Genomic DNA, 14,417 nt, shown 5'->3' with positions numbered 1-14,417 from the left:
CAGATGCGTCAGCCGAATGCTGAAGGCCCGGGCGTTTCCGCCGGGCTGGTCCCTGTGGCGCACCTTCCCAGTTGTTCACTGGCCTGCTGCATCACCTGCCAGGCCACGCTGCTGGGCGAGAGACCACCCGGGTGCATCACGAAGGGCACGCCCATCTCCCGGGCCACGTCCCGCAGCGCGTTGTGGGCGTGCGCCATCCAGCGGATCGCCAGGATGACGAGGGCCGTGTCCTGTGTCACGCGGGTCCGGGCGTGAAGGCCATGCTGGTACTCCTCACTCCCGATCCAGTCCAGTTCCCTGAGCTCCAGCGCCCTGACCAGCGCCGCCTGATGCGGCGGACTGGGCACGCCGCCAAGCAACACCACGCGCTGACCGGAGAGCCGCTCCCTCGCGGCCAGGACGTGAGGAGGCAGCCTCGTGACGTCTTCTTCCGGCTTCGAAACTGGCACCACAGCGGAAGCGCCCTGCTTCCCTGATTCCGGCACAGGAACCGCCTCGGTGATCGAGGTCTCCGGCGTCTCCTGCTCGCCCTGAGCCTGCAGGGTATCTACGGCGGCCCGCATCGCCTCCATGCGGGTTCTCTCGGCGCGCTTCCACTCGGTGTCTGACAGCGGCAGGGCACGCAGCGAGCCGAACTGCCCGAAGAACGTCTCCAGCAGCGGCTGCTCCGGCAGGCGTAGGCCTGCGCGCCGCGCTGTGGCGAACAGGTGCCCGGCCGCCAGCGCTGTCAGGCGGCAGACTGGCTGGCCCCACGTCTCCCAGTAGCTGGTGCCCTTCAGCCTCAGCAGCAGCAGGCAGTGGATCAGCAGCAAGAGCTCCTCACGCAGATCGGTGCTGAGATGACCGCGGGGCTGGGTGCGCTCCCACGCCCAGAGGGGATCGAGGCCAGACACCTGTGCGGCCAGCTGCACCATGGGCGGCAGGTTCATCCCAGGAGCACGGGAGGTGCTGGTCAGGCCCTGAAGGCCCAGCAGCAGGAGCCACACCCGGAGGTTTTCGTCCTCGTCGGGCGTGATCCCAGCGGCGAGGTCCCGGTCCAGGGCATGGAGGGCGTCCCACAGGGTGTCTTGCTGCTGCTGCTCCAGCGGCGTGGGTTCCCGGTGCCGGTCGGCGCGCAGGGCACGCAGCAGACGCCTGGCCCGCCAGGTGTGGGTCTGGGCGTCACTGTCCGGCTGCCGCTTGAAGCGCTGCGTACCCAGCAGGTGCGGTGTGCCGAGCTCCTGGTGCAGCTGCCCGTGCAGAGTCAGCAGCGTCTCCGTGACGCTGCTGTCCCCTCCGGCTTCCCGGCACTGCCGGTGCAAGGCCAGCAGCAGCATCTGCGCCGTGTCGAGAACGCTCAGCAGGGGGGCGTTTTCCAGACGGTCACGGCCGTTCACATGGAGCAGGAGCAGGGCCGCGTTCCGTTCGCCTTCCACGCGGCTCCGGGCGAGCTCCCGGAGGTCGCGCTCCCTCGCCATGTGGGCAGGTTCCAGGGTGGCCGGGGGCGTCAGGGCGGCGCGGCTGGGATGCAGGGGGGTCTTGAGGGGAAACGGAGCGCGGTAACCCGCCCATTCCAGTCGGGCCTGAGCCTCAGGGCTGACGGCCACTTCTGCCCGGGCCGCCTGTTGCAGCACCAAGGCAACGGCGTGAGGGTACTCGTCCGTTAGCAGCGAGACGCCCTCGAGCCAGCCCAGCCTCGCCGCCTGGTTGATGGCGGGCAAACGCTGCACGAAGCTCAGACCGAGAGAGTTGATCCGGTCCAGGGTGGTGGCCAGGTCGTTCAGCACCTCCAACAGTTCTCGGTCCTGGCCCGCCGCGTAGACTTCCAGGCCCAGAACGATCGCCTGGCCGAGGAGCACGCTTTGGATGACCTGCTCCTGCTCGCGGACGCTCAGGCTTTCATCGTGCTCGGCCTTGTCCATCCGCTCCCCCAGCAGGCGTCCCGAGGCTTCCAGGAACGGGGCGAGCATCTCCGGGTGTGCCGTGAGACCGCCCGGGGGATCCTGAACGTGGTCCGGTCCAGTCGAGACCCGCAGGCTGGACGTGGTGTTGTGGAGGGGACGTCCATCGGGCGTGCGCAGCCGGGCCATGGTCCCAGTCTCCCGCATCGGCAGGGAGGAGACCCGAGGGGTTGCCGTGCGGAGAACGGCGACATGTCGTCGCGTTGCCAGGAATCAGGGACATCTGCGCGGCGCGAGCTCAGAGCGGGTGCCGAGGCGCCTCCCTGCTGGCATACCTCGCGTTCAAGGGGAACCGCTGCGATGGGCCGTTCTCAGCTTCGGCGACGAGGCTCGGCTGGAGGACGCTCCTTGCAGTCAGGTCGCATGATGCAGCCATGCCTGCGTTGCGTCTGCCTCTGCTGCTCGCCGCCCTGCTGTCGCCGGTGCCCGCGCAGGCGGGTGGACAGAGCAGCCCGCCTCCAGGAGTGTCCCGCATGACCCAGACCACCCTGAACACCGCTCTTCTCGCCGCCGCCGAGGTGGGCGACGCCGCCCGCGTCTAGACCCTGCTGCGTCAGGGCGCCTCGCCGGGTGCCCGTCGTGCAGATGGCCGTACGGCCCTGACCATCGCGGCGCTGGGAAACCAGGTGAAAGTCGCCCGCCTGCTGGTCGGCGCCGGGGCCGACCCGGATCCGCAGGACACGGACCGCAACAACGCCCTGCTCGTGACCGCCCAGACGGGCAGCGTGGCGATGTTGCGCGAGGTGCTGCGGGCGGGGCCCGATCTGACGCGCACCAACCGCTTTGGCGGCACGGCCTTGATCCCGGCAGCGGACCGGGGCATGTCGAGTACGTCCGCGAGATCCTGAAGACGGGGATCGACGTGGACCATGTCACCCACCTGGGCTGGACCGCCCTGCTGGAGGCGGTGATCCTGGGCGACGGAGGAGCGCAGCACGCTGAGATCGTGCGGCTGCTGCTGGAGGCCGGGGCCGACCCGAACCTGCCCGACGGCGAGGGGGTGACCGCCCTGGAGCATGCCCGGTCGCGGGGCTACGCGGCGATGGTGCACCTGTTGAAAGAAGCGGGCGGACGCTGAAAAGTCACAGACCTTCCCGGGTGTCGTCTGATTCCAGCAGGAACCGGAGACGCTCTGCGCTGACCGGAAGGCTCAGGGTGACGAGACCGTCGGCCACGGCCTGCGGGCTCATCGGCGGCCTCTGGAGGGCTGTGCTCAGACGCCTGACCACGGCCACGACCTCATGCGGCCACTCTTGCAGCCAGGCGAGCAGGGCCGCATCCGGGTGAACAGGCGTGATGCCGTAGGGCTGGAGGATGGACACCGGAAAGTCCCGGAGGTTGAAGGTCAGCAGATGGGTCGCCTCGCCGGTGATGGCCGCGGCCAGGACATGACGATCCTCCGGGTCGGGCAGGGACAACGTGGGGACGCGGGGTTCATACCCGGTGACCCGTGCACCCGACACCGCTCCTTCCATCCGCTGGCGGGTGCGCTCCAGGGCGGCTGGGGAGAGGTCCGGTCGGTGCTCCAGCAGGTTGCGGATCCACTCGTTCTGAACCTCGTCACTCCAGCGCAGCTCCACGAGGTCAGCGCCAGCCAGCCGGATCAGCAGGTCTCGCAGGAGGGACGGGTACAGCACGTTGGCGTCGCAGAAGACTCGCCCGATCACCGTCAATACAGGCCCATCTGCTGCGCCTCGGCGGTCAGCTCGTCGGCCAGGGCCTGGCGACGCTCCTGCTCGGCCTGGTAGGCCAGCAGGTCCGAGAGTGCGATGCGCCGATGACTGCCCACCCGGTGGTGGGGCAGCTTCCCGGTGTCCAGCAGCCGGGCGATGAGGAACGGGCGGCTGACGTCCAGCAGGCGGGCCGCCTCGTGGGTGGAGAGGTGCTGCTCGGTGGGGATCAGGGTGACGGCGTGACCACGGGCGAGCTCCTGCGCGGCTTCCTGAAGCAAGCGGGCGAGGGTCGGCGAAACCGCAAGTCCTCCCGCCTGCCCACGGATACGGAGCTCCAGCGTGCCGTCCTGCTCACCCAGGGCCTGCACCAGGGCCATCAGCTGGGCCTGTTCCTGCTGATCCGGAAGGTAGGAGGCGATCATGCCTGAGTCTGACATAAGTGCAACAAGTGCAAGATGGTGCCGCTTACCTCCTTCTCTCGTTGACCGACCGTTGACAGACAACGCTCTGCTGCATACGGGTGAGCTCTGAGGCGCTCTCATCCAAAAAGTCCAGAAACACGGTGTCTTGCGGCGGGCTGAGGCGGAAAAAGAGACCCGACGCTCGCTTCACACGCGAAGGGTCGTAGGTTCAAATCCTATACCGCCCACCACACAGAACCTCGGCTCAGCCGGGGTTTTTCCTTTCGCTACCCGTGAGGGCCAGGGCGGGTTGACAGACAAATGACAGACAACGGGCTCTTATGCGGATACCTATGCATACCCGTCCGCCCTTTGTCTGCCGGGAGGAGGCGCATCTGCGTCACCGGATGACGCCTGGACGTGGCATGGTAAAGGAGTCATGACCACAAGCAGCGTCTGGCCCATGCGGAGGCCGGTCTGGATAGGGGAGACCACCCGATGAGCGCGGCACACTGGTTGGCGTCCGATGACGGTGCGGACCCGGGGCCAGCCTTCATCCCGGTCACGACCTTGGAGCAGATCGGGGAGATACGTGGCCTGTTGAGGCAGCACGACGAGGCCGCCGCCAGGGTCAACCGAACCTTGGCGGCTTTGCAGAGCTGGGCTGGCCCTGATCTGGATGGTGTGCAGTTGGGAGCCCTGGCCAGTGGGCCGCTGCCTACAGAACTCCAGCAGGGCCTGGCAGACGGGCAGTCCCTCCAGGTTCAGGAGCTCTCCGCAGGGCAAGTCGAGCAGGATGGGCTGGGCAAGCAACGGGAGCTCCGCCAGCGCCTTAGGGCTCTGAACGAGCGAGGGCAGCAGGAACATGCAGCAGCGGAGGCCAGCCTGCTCGGCCTGCATCAGTTGCTCCCACTGGCCGCGAACCTTATCGCGACCCAGCATCGCTTGGCGGTGCTGCTTGGTCAGCAGGCTGAGCAGCGCGGCCGTAAGCTGGCCGGCTTATGGAGTACCGTCTCCGGCCGAGCCGCTGCCCTGCAGAGGGAGGTCGATCAGGCTCAACATGCCCGGGACGAGACGGCAAGCACCTATCGCCGCAAAGTCAACAGCCTGAACCTCCGGCTGGATCTCCGTCCTGAGGAGGTTTCTCTGCTTCTGGAGCGGGAGATCCATAGCCAGCAGATCAGGCAGCAACAGAGGGAGGCTGAGAAGCAAGCACTCGAGGACGCCATCCGACGACTCGGCGACCAGACGCTCTCATCCCGGGCAGCTTTGCACCGTCAACGTTCTCGCCTGGAAGCGACCTGGCGTGACCTGCACCAGCGGTACGGTGTTCCTGAAGACTGGTCTCTCTGGAAAGAGCTGTGGGAACAGCGAGAAGCGGCCCAGGCTCTGTGGCTGGCCTCTCGACAGGCCAGCCATGATCTTCAGGATGCGGTCAGCCTGCTCGCCCCGTACTGGTTCCACTGGCCTGCCGAACTGCGGGAGGTTGAAGCCTTACGTCAGTGGCTTCCACGGATCGAGGAAGCGGCGCTGGTCCGTCAGCAAGCGGCGGTGGCGGAGGCTACACGCCGGGCAAGAGAGAGAGAGCAGCAGGCGGCTCTGCTTGCCAGCTTGCAGAGTCGGCTGGTCGAGCGTGCCACCGAGGAGCGTGTCAAGCAGGAACGTCTCCGGGCCGAGCAGCACCGCCTGCAAGAGGAGGCCCGGCAGGCCAGGGAACGAGAAGCTGCACGCCTCACGGGGGAGCGGAGCTACCGGGCAAGTCTCCTGACGGCTTTGCAGCAGCGGTCGGCCACACTGATCGCCGAGGAGCGTGTCAAGCAGGAACGTCTCCGGGCCGAGCAGCACCGCCTGCAAGAGGCGGCCCGGCAGGCCAGGGAACGAGAGGACAAGGCAGCTGCGGCCCAGAAGACGTCGGAGGTTGTCGCGCCCGTTGGAACTGTCACACCGCGTCCGCACCACGCAGTGAGGAGCGTCCTCCCGGAAGCAGGGCGACAGAGTCCAGGGGCCGCCCCCTTCCCGCTGTTGGCACCTGAGCAAACGCCAACCGCGCGTGGCCTGTTGGTACAGCACGCGGGGGCAATGGCACAAGCCGCCATGTGTCAGGAGGCCCTGCAGGAGTGGGCCAGACCGGGGGTCAACGCCCTGCAACTGGCCGCGCTGGTGAGTCGGCCGCTGCCACCCGCGCTGGAACGGGCGATGGCTGACTGGGAGACCCTTAGCCAGGGTTCACCAAAGAAACTGGCTGGGCCGCGTGGGAAGGACGACCTGGAGCGCCGCACCCTCCAGTGGGAAGCCGCCTGGACAGACCTGCGCCGCACCCTGGGCGTCCCGGCTCAGCCGGAACACTGGCAGCGTCTATGGGCCAGCCGCGCCAAAGCCCAGTCCCTCTGGGAGCAGTGGGAGCAGGCACGGACAAGGATGCAGGCGCGGGAAGACGAGATGGCGGCCCTGTGGGAGACGTGGCCTGCGGAAGCCCAGAACCTCGCTGGCCTCCGCCAGGCTACCGAGGAGGTCGGGGGAGCCGCGCCCGCGAAACCGCAACAGGGTCGGCAGGAATGCGAGGCGACAGCGGCTGTGTTCCCCCCGCCTATGCCTGCATGGCAGGCACCTCCAAGTCACGGTCCCTCTCCGAAACCTGCGTCTCCTGTGCCTGCACCTGCCCTGCCCGGTGGAGGACAACTGGGTTCTCGCCGGGAGGAAACAGCCGCCGGGGGTTCCGATGTCCGGCCCGGTAAAGTCAGGAATCCCGCAGAAGGCCACAGCGTTCCGCCTTCCACCTCCACTGCGAGAACCACGACCGGGGCAAGGGTGGTCAGCAACCCTGCCTCCCTGCTTCCCGAGCAGGTGGAAGTGGCCCGCGCTCTGTTGAGGAAGCATGCCGCTGCCACTGCTCAGGCTGCCCGGGCACACAAGAACGTCGACGCCTGGGCCGGGAGGGGGCTGGACGGGCTGCAGTTGGGGCAACTCGTCAGTGAACCACTGCCGCCCGAAGTGGAGCTGGCCTTCGCAGCCTGGAAGCAGGCGGAGCAGGGCCAGCCGTTTAGCCTTGAGGACCGGCGGCGAGCGGTCGACGACGCTGTTCAGGCGGAAAGGGAACGGGCCGCTGCCAAACTGGAGCCCTTGCGGTTGCTGCGTCCACTGGCTCTGGGGGTCGTCGGCGCTGAACAGGTGGTCGCCAGTTGGCAGCGAGTGCAACGGCGCTTATCGGTAGCCCAGCAGGCCTACAACGCCAAAGCGCTGGCCCTCGGCTTCGAACCCGCTCCTGCGCCAGGGGACATCGACGGTCTGATCGACCAGGAGGAACAGAACTTCCGGATGAGGGTGGCTCCTCTGGAAGCAGAGTGGCGGCAGCTTGTGGCCGAGCAGCGCAGTGCGGAGAAGGCCGGGCGTTCCGGCCCCGCTCTACCGACGGAGCCGCGGTGGGAGGCAGCCTGGGCAGAGGTCTGCCGGAAGTATGGTCTCCCACGCCGTCCCGGGTACTGGGAAACTCTGTGGTCAGAGCGCGCCAGGGGTCAGCTTCTCTGGTCCGAGTGGCATGGGGCGCAGCGGGAGGCAGAACGTCTTGAGGTCGAGATGGGGCTGCTCTGGTCCGGATGGCCTGCCGAGGCGCGGAGCGTCACCGGGCTGCGGCAGGCTCTTGAGCAGGCCGGGGCAGCACCAGGCAGAGCCGCTGCTTCAGCCCCTGTGTCCCCGGCCGGGCCGACTGTGCGGCAAGGACGCCCGATCAGCCAACCCGGAGGCCGAGCAGAAGCGCAACCAGTGAAGCAAGCCCTACCAGGGCCGCCTCTTCCCTCCGCCGCGCTGAGCGTACCTCTGCCGCCTCTCTTGCCTCCACCCTCCCGAGCTTCGGCAGCGGCTCCGTCTCCCGGTACGCCCATCATGAACTTGCCCAGCCTTCCCCCTCCGGGGGTGGCCGGCAGGCACGTGGCACTGGCCGCCCCAGCACTTCCTGGTGTACCGTCCCTGCCTGGAACGGTGATCACACCTCCCCTGCCACCCATCCGGGTTCGTATGCCCGGCCCGGCGCTCCCAGGGCAACCTCGGCCAGCAACACCCGCCGCACCTGAACCCGCGACGCCATCCAAACGCCTGTCCAAGCGCCAGCGGGCCGAGCGCGAGGCCGTGCGCATCAGCGAACAGTACAACTGGAGACGGGGCTTCCTGGCACTTGCCGACGCCCTCGACCGGGAAAAGTGGGGGCAGCTGCGCGCGAGCATCGAGCGCGAGATCGCGTGCGGCATGACGCCCGAGGAGTTCGAGTTGATGCTGCAACTGCGCGCCTACTGGCATGACCAGATCCACTTTCAGTCGCCCTATACCAGCCGCTACGACAGCCTGCCCTGGGGCCTGGGGCTGGCCCTGATCCGCCGCTCGGCGGGGGTGCCCTGCCTCGATGAGATGATCATCCTGATCGAGCGGCTTTACGAGTACGCCGAGTGGGCCTGCTCCAAGCGGTCGTTGCCGGCCTTCGCCCAGCGCCTCGGGGCCATCCTGGGTAGGGCCGACCCGGACGTGGACCTCGAGTACTGGCTGTGTGCCCAGGAGGCGCGATGCTTCTCCCGGTAGTTGGCGCGTACGTCCTGCATGCACGGAACGCAGAGGTGGGCACCGTTACCGGCCACGAGGGGGGGCGCTTGACCGTCACGTGGCCAGATGGCCGCTCGGCGCGGGTGGCCCGACAGGACGTGCGCTGCGGCCTGCCGGTCGGCCAGGCTGTGCAGGAGCAGCCACGCAGCCTGCGCCCTTCACTGGGGGAGGGCCACGTCCTCGAGCTGCGCACCCTGGGGGGCCGCGAGCAGGCCCTCGTCGAGTTCTGGGAAGGGGCTGAGCGCCACTGGCTGCCCTGGGAAAACCTCGTCCCGATCTGGAGCGCCCGGTCGATGGTCGAGGCGGGCGTCCGGCCCCCCGGCGGATTCGCCGAGCGCTTCCGCCTGCGTCAACTCGCGCTGGCCCTTCAGCACTGGCACCGGACGACGGGAGCGCTGGCGCAGGTGGACATCGACCCGCTGCCGCACCAGCTGCACCTCGTGCGCCGCATCCTCCAGAGCGGGAACCTCAACTGGCTGATCGCCGACGACGTCGGGCTGGGGAAAACCATCGAGGTGGGCCTGCTGCTCTCGGCCCTTCGGCAGCAGGGCCTGCGGCGCTTCCTGCTGGTGGTGCCTGCGGGCCTGACCCGGCAGTGGCAGGCTGAACTGCGCACCCGCTTCGGGATAGGGCAAGCCGTGATCTATGGCCGTGACTTTGAGATCAGTGACCCGGCGCAGTGGCCGCTCTATGAGGTGGTCATCGGTTCGATGGACCGCTTCAAGCATGAACGGCACCTGGATCTGATCCGGCAGTCGGGACGCTGGGACATGGTGGTGTTCGACGAGGCGCACCGCCTCTCGCGCAGCCTCTATGGCCTGACCTACCAGACCTCCGAGCGCTACCACCTCGCCTCCATGCTGCGGGGCCTGACCGAAAACGTCCTGCTGCTCAGCGGCACGCCACACCAGGGCGACCTTGACCGCTTCGAAGCGCTCCTGGAGCTGCTGCGGCCTGGCCCGGTTTGGCGCGAGCGCATCGCCCAGCTGCGGATGGAGCCACAGCTTCTCTCGGGCATGGTGATCCGTAATCGCAAGGCCGACGTGACCGATGCGCACGGCAACTTCATTTTCAAAGGCAAGGTCACCCACACGGTTGCCGCGCCGCAGAGTGGGGAGGAGGAGGCCTTTGACCGCGCGCTGCGCCGCTACCTGCGCCACGGCTACGAGGCCAGCCGACGGGGCGGGCAGCGCAACCTCGCCATCGGCTTCGTGATGACCATCTACCGCAAGCTCGCCGCGTCCAGCGTGGCGGCCATCCAGGGCGCCCTGGAACGGCGGCTCGTGCGCCTGCACACCCAGCTGCGTGAAGAAGCCGGGGCACCAGAAGTGGAGGTCGAGGAGGGGAGCCCCTTCGTGGAGCGTGAGGAGGAGGTCACCGGGGGCCGCACGGAGTTTTTCTCCGGCGAGACGGAGATGCTGGAGGGGCTGATCACGCTGGCGCGCCACTTGCGCGCCCACGACACCAAACTGTACGCCTTCACCGGTACCCTGCTGGAGAGCGTCCTGCGAACCAACCCGGACGAGCGCGTGCTGATCTTCACCGAGTACCGCTCGACCCAGGACTACCTCGTCGCGGCCCTCCAAAGCCTCGCGCCGGGCCGGGTGGACGTGATCCACGGAGGACAGTCCCTGGAGGAGCGGACAGCTTCCATCGACCATTTCGAGGAGGCTGGGCAGTTCCTGGTGTCTACCGAGGCGGGCGGCGAGGGCTTCAACCTCCAGCGCCGCTGTCACATCCTGGTCAACTACGACCTGCCGTGGAACCCGATGCGTCTGGTGCAGCGGGTGGGTCGTCTGTACCGCTACGGGCAGGAGAGGCCGGTGGTGGTCTTCAACCTGAACGTGCAGGGGAGCCTCGACGACGACATCCTGCTGCAGATGTATGGCCGCCTGGAAACCGTGGCCGCCGACATGGCCGGGGTGGCTGACGAGTACCGTGAGGGGCTGCGCGAGGACATCGTCGGTGAACTCGCCAGTTTCTTGGAGGTGGACAAGATTCTGGCTGAGGCGGCCGCCTACACGCCGCAGCGGACCCAGGACCGTATCGAGGAGGCGCTAGAACGGGCACGCCAGTCCGCACAGCAACAGACCGACCTCCTGCGCTTCTCCAGTGGTTTCGACCCCGCGGCCCTGCGTGGCGAGCTGCCCATAGGCGAGGAGCACCTGACCGCCTTCGTAGAAGGCATGTTCGCCCAGCTGGGCGTGACGGTCAGCCACCGCCTGTACGGGGAACAGGTCTGGGAGATCAAGCTGCCGGAAGACCTGCAAGACCAGCTCGGCCTCAAGCAGAACCAGCGCGTCGCCTTCGAACGCACCCTGGCGCGCACCGCGAAGGCCCTGCTCCTTGACAGCAGCTCTCGGCTGTTGAAGGTGCTGTTCGAGATGGCCGGGGAGTACGCCTTCAGTGGGCAGGTCGCCCAGACCGCACTGTCCGGAGGCGGCACGGCCTGCGCCGTGCTGCGCTGGCAGGACGACCGCGGTCGCCCCCTCAGTGAGAGCTACGCCGTGCTGCGGCGCCAGGGGGAAGAGGTGGAGGTCAACCCGCCGGAATTCAGCGCGTGGCTGCTCCAGCCTGCGTCCGACGAGCCGGGGGAGCCCACCTTGGATGCCGGAGCCTGGCCGGGCTTCGAGCGCCGGTTGCACGACCTCCTGGCCCGGGGCTCGAGTGACGAGCTGCATCCCGCGGGGTACGCGGTGACTGGTGTGGCCTGGGGACCGACGCCGGTGCCGAAAGCAGGCGTCGCTGCAGATGACCAACTCGCCCGGTCGTGAGAGGCCATCTCATGGACCGGCCCAGACCTGGCTCTTACCAGTCGCGGTTGACGGCCTTGTCCTGCGCCCGGGCGTAGTGGATGTAGACCTCGGTGGTGGCAGCCTGGCTGTGGCCCAGGAAATCCCGAGTGTCCAGCAGGTCGCGGCTTTCGGTATAGGCACGCGTCCCGGCGGTGCGGCGCAGCCCATGAACCTTGCGCTTTTCCCAGGGAACGCCGGCCCGGACGCACATCCGGCGCACAATGTCTTGAACCCGGTCCGTCGAGTTGGCAATCAGGACGAGCGGGTGGGGGAGATGCGCTGTCTGGTCTAACCAGCCCCGCAGGGCGGCCTCTGCCCGGCGCGAGAGAACGACCTCCCGTGTCTTGGCCCCTTTCCCCTGCACCAGCACCGTGGGCGGGTCGAGGTGCAGATGGACGTCTTTTCGGCGCAGGCTCGCGATCTCCGCATTCCGTAGACCACAGTCTGCGCCCAGGGTGATGACCACCGCCCCTTCAGCGTCCGCGACCGCCAGCAGCCGCTCAATCTCCTCCAGAGTGTAGGGCTTGCCCTTCAGCAGGGGAGACCGTGGATCCTGGGTGGGCCGGGTGAGCTTGAAGGGGTCGTCCTCACGGATGCCCGACCAGTGCAGGGTCTCATAGAGGGCACGGCAGGCCGCGAGATAGCCCCCCACCGACGTTTTGACCATCCCCTGACCCTCGAGGTGGCGGAGGAAGGCGTGGCCCGAGTCGGGGTGGGGCCGGGTCAGTGAGACGCCGTGCTCGTCGGCCCAGGTCCAGTAGGTGCGCAGACACGCCTTGTACTTCCGAAGGGTCGCCGGGCTGATCTTCGTCCCCCGGCGACCGTGAAGCACCAGGTAGGAGCGCACCAGCTCCCAGAGGCCTTCGAGATCATGCTCTTGAACAGCCCGCAACATCAGCCGTTTGCGGTCGTTGAGGTCCATGGTGGCGACACGTTGAGCGGTGCCTACCAGATCAAGCCGGGCCACCATGATCTCGAAACTGGTCATGGCTCCACTGTAACTGAGTTTTCTAGACAGGTGCCAGGGAAACCTAAACAACCTTTCGTCGCATGAGAGTCAAAGGACCGCATACGAAGCACTTTTTCAGCGCTCACAGGCTTGTTTCAGGATGGGCTGTATTCATGGCTTTCGCAGGCAGTTGGGATCTGCCTTCGGGGTACATGCTCGATCCACTGCTCCGACAACTGTCGCCGCCCACTCCGGTGCCGTTTCAAGGAAGGTGCCCAGGGCCTGATGGAGTTGCTTCAGAGCTTCCAGCACCTGGCTCAGGTCAGCCGCTGATGTGGGCCGTGGGATGGAGCCCTGTCCCTCGCTTCCCGTCTCCAGGAGGTCTGCCAGGGACAGGGCTCCTGCCGCCCGCTGGTCGTCATACAGGTGCGTGTACACCTTCAGGGTAAAGCTGGCATCGGCATGCCCCAGGCGGTCCGCCACCACCTTGGGCGGCACGCCCCGGCGGATCAGCAGGCTCGCCGCCGTGTGCCGCAGGTCGTGAAAGCGCAGCCGCGGCACACCGGCCTCCTCCATCAGAGCTCGGTAGGTCCGGTCGAGGTGACGGCCCTGCACATGGTTTCCAGAAGCCGCCGTGAACACCAGGTCGGTGGGACGAGGTGTCCGCTTCCCCCGCTGTTCCCGCTGTGCATGCTCCTTCAGCAGATCGACCGTGTCCTCGGCCAGCAGGATGCGGCGGTACCCGGCGTCGGTCTTCGGCTGTCCGATGCCGTAGTGCCCGGCCGCGTCCTTGACCAGGTTGTGCCGGACGGTGATCTCGCGGCCTTCCAGGTCGACGTTTCCCCAGTGCAGGGCCAGCAGTTCGCCCCGGCGCATCCCGGTGCTCAGCGCCAGTGCGAAGAGGGGGTAGAGGCGGTGCCCCTGCGCCACCTTCAGAAACCTCGCGGCCTGCGCCGGGGTCCACACCAGGGTCTCCTGCCGCACCACCTTCGGCTTGCGGACGTTCTCCGCCACGTTGAGCGGCACGAGTTGCCAGCGCACCGCCTGCCGCAGCGCCATCCGCAGGATGTGCAGCGACCGCCCGGCTCCACGGGGACCGTTCTGTCGGTGCAGGGTCTGCACCATCTCCTCGACCTCGAGCACCTGAAGCCCGGCGAGGGGACGCGCTCCGAGGGTAGGGAGCACCGGGAACAGGGCCTGGACGTAGTTGCGGTAGGTGGAGGGCCGCACGTCGCGTTCCTTGTAGGCCAGCCAGCGCAGCAGGAAGGCGTGCAGGGAGTCAGACTCCCTGGCTGGCGGCAAGGTGGGTGGGGTGGCCGTGCGGCGCCTCACCGGCTTCGCCTTCGGAAGGGTGCGCAGCAGGGCCGCGAGGGCCCGTTCCGCCTCCGCGCGGGTCTTGCGGCTCACTGATCGGCGGCGCTGTTTCCCGGTAACGGGGTCCCGGTAGCTCGCCAGCCCCCGGTAGCTGACGACGCGGTCATTTAGGACCACAGGATGGACGGTGCCTTCGCCAACGCGTCTTCTGATCGTCATTCCAACGGAATGTCACAGTGCGATGAGGCCCTCTACAGAAGTGTCAGTCCAGTCTCACCAGGTCTAGCGACTGAAGACCGATTGCGTGATAGCGAGCCGAAGTCGAATAAATACCGTTGCTATCGACGAAAAACAGCCAAATTTGCCCTTAGCCAAATGAAATGAGCTTCTGGTTGATTCAGAGGGCGTTTTGGAGGCCCAGCCTTCTTACAGCGCAATGGGTCTTGAAGCCCCGCCCCCAGCTAAGACACCTTCACAGTGCCGACAATGGGTTACTCAGGAGGTAAGCATGGCCCGCCTGATCGATTGACTCATCCTCCATCCGTCACCATGGCACCCAAGTCCGTCTCGAATCATCTGGGCAATCATGCGGCGATGCCACACGTCGCTCTCACTTTCGAGTAGTGCCTTGCTGTCGAGGGAAATATCGGGCAGCAGGCTCTACTCGTTCTAGAAAATGATGGTTTCAGAGGTGGTTGCCGATGTAGTCGGTGGAGTTCTGAAGATGGGGAAGACTAATGGGAGCAGCTCTCATCCGC

11 protein-coding genes and 1 tRNA gene are annotated in these 14,417 nt (G+C 67.2%); 6 read left to right on the top strand and 6 right to left on the bottom strand.

Translation table 11 applies throughout. The annotated features are described in order from the left end of the window. Positions 1-8: 8 nt before the first annotated feature. Positions 9-2,069: a hypothetical protein gene (locus HNQ09_RS14815; protein ID WP_246363394.1), complete on the bottom strand. Its 2,061-nt coding sequence runs from the start codon at positions 2,067-2,069 to the stop codon at positions 9-11. A gap of 245 nt (positions 2,070-2,314) precedes the next feature. Here HNQ09_RS14815 and HNQ09_RS14810 point away from each other — a divergent pair, with 245 nt between their 5' ends. From HNQ09_RS14810 to HNQ09_RS18710, 3 genes are read left to right on the top strand one after another with little or no spacing between them, the layout of a single operon-like run. Beyond that, positions 2,315-2,482 carry a hypothetical protein gene (locus HNQ09_RS14810; protein ID WP_184030863.1) on the top strand — a complete coding sequence of 56 codons (168 nt, stop codon included), beginning with the start codon at positions 2,315-2,317 and terminating at the stop codon, positions 2,480-2,482. A gap of 3 nt (positions 2,483-2,485) precedes the next feature. Beyond that, entirely contained in the window at positions 2,486-2,788 is a 303-nt protein-coding gene (locus tag HNQ09_RS18715; protein ID WP_221269879.1) for an ankyrin repeat domain-containing protein, read from the top strand. A gap of 14 nt (positions 2,789-2,802) precedes the next feature. Next, positions 2,803-3,018: an ankyrin repeat domain-containing protein gene (locus HNQ09_RS18710; RefSeq protein WP_221269876.1), complete on the top strand. Its 216-nt coding sequence runs from the start codon at positions 2,803-2,805 to the stop codon at positions 3,016-3,018. A gap of 4 nt (positions 3,019-3,022) precedes the next feature. Here the strand turns inward: HNQ09_RS18710 and HNQ09_RS14800 are convergent, their stop codons facing one another. Then, complete coding sequence (locus HNQ09_RS14800) at positions 3,023-3,607, bottom strand: VapC50 family PIN domain-containing toxin (protein ID WP_184030860.1); 585 nt, start codon at positions 3,605-3,607, stop codon at positions 3,023-3,025. Positions 3,608-3,609: 2 nt separating this feature from the next. After that, entirely contained in the window at positions 3,610-4,035 is a 426-nt protein-coding gene (locus HNQ09_RS14795; protein ID WP_246363392.1) for a helix-turn-helix domain-containing protein, read from the bottom strand. Between the two features lie 152 nt (positions 4,036-4,187). Here HNQ09_RS14795 and HNQ09_RS14790 point away from each other — a divergent pair. Further along, positions 4,188-4,265, top strand: a tRNA-Val gene (locus HNQ09_RS14790). 1,243 nt (positions 4,266-5,508) lie between these two features. On the opposite strand, the gene HNQ09_RS14785 is transcribed toward HNQ09_RS14790, so the two are convergent. After that, positions 5,509-5,868: a hypothetical protein gene (locus HNQ09_RS14785; protein ID WP_184030859.1), complete on the bottom strand. Its 360-nt coding sequence runs from the start codon at positions 5,866-5,868 to the stop codon at positions 5,509-5,511. A gap of 2,268 nt (positions 5,869-8,136) precedes the next feature. Here HNQ09_RS14785 and HNQ09_RS14780 point away from each other — a divergent pair. Together HNQ09_RS14780 and HNQ09_RS14775 are read left to right on the top strand one after the other, a co-directional pair. Continuing rightward, positions 8,137-8,580 carry a hypothetical protein gene (locus tag HNQ09_RS14780; protein ID WP_184030857.1) on the top strand — a complete coding sequence of 148 codons (444 nt, stop codon included), beginning with the start codon at positions 8,137-8,139 and terminating at the stop codon, positions 8,578-8,580. A gap of 68 nt (positions 8,581-8,648) precedes the next feature. Then, a complete protein-coding gene (locus HNQ09_RS14775; RefSeq protein ID WP_221269875.1) occupies positions 8,649-11,375 on the top strand; it encodes a DEAD/DEAH box helicase in 2,727 nt (908 codons plus the stop codon). Positions 11,376-11,409: 34 nt separating this feature from the next. On the opposite strand, the gene HNQ09_RS14770 is transcribed toward HNQ09_RS14775, so the two are convergent. Together HNQ09_RS14770 and HNQ09_RS14765 are read right to left on the bottom strand one after the other, a co-directional pair. Next, positions 11,410-12,384 carry a tyrosine-type recombinase/integrase gene (locus HNQ09_RS14770; protein WP_184030855.1) on the bottom strand — a complete coding sequence of 325 codons (975 nt, stop codon included), beginning with the start codon at positions 12,382-12,384 and terminating at the stop codon, positions 11,410-11,412. 132 nt (positions 12,385-12,516) lie between these two features. After that, a complete protein-coding gene (locus HNQ09_RS14765; RefSeq protein ID WP_184030853.1) occupies positions 12,517-13,878 on the bottom strand; it encodes a tyrosine-type recombinase/integrase in 1,362 nt (453 codons plus the stop codon). Positions 13,879-14,417 lie beyond the last annotated feature (539 nt).

This window comes from Deinococcus budaensis, assembly GCF_014201885.1.
Lineage (GTDB): Bacteria > Deinococcota > Deinococci > Deinococcales > Deinococcaceae > Deinococcus > Deinococcus budaensis.
This window is presented reverse-complemented; position numbering and strand designations above follow the sequence as displayed.